Annotated in this window: 1 pseudogene; it reads right to left on the minus strand. The window is 58.5% G+C overall.

Annotated elements, in window-relative coordinates:
• A pseudogene (locus KP705_RS19030) lies at positions 1-383 on the minus strand (Tn3 family transposase); the annotation flags it as partial.

Here is a 383-nt window from a genome sequence, read left to right on the forward strand (position 1 = left end):
GAAATCACAAGACCATGTGCATCAAGCCGGACCTGTGACAACTCGCCCTTCCTGGCAAGAGCCGTCACCCGGTTCAGCGCGGTTTCCAGCACTGCACGCCGTTGAGAAAGGAACGTGTCAGCCGTAGCATTGATCGCCAGAGGCAACGGTCCTTGCGCGCGCATCGCTGCAAACGTGGCTTCCGGAAGAAGGTAGGTGTCGAATGCGCGGTATTGGCGACTTTCCGTTACCCAGATGTCTCCGGCACGCAGACGCTCGCGCAGCTGGGTCAGAACACAGAGTTCGTAAGCCTGTCGTATGACTGTTCCCTCTGGCCTGACAAAGCTGTGCCAGGAAGGCGGAATGAAACGGATCGGACAGGAGTCAGGCAAGCGGCGTTTACC

Source organism: Gluconobacter sp. P1D12_c (genome assembly GCF_018812105.1).
Lineage (GTDB): Bacteria > Pseudomonadota > Alphaproteobacteria > Acetobacterales > Acetobacteraceae > Gluconobacter > Gluconobacter oxydans_A.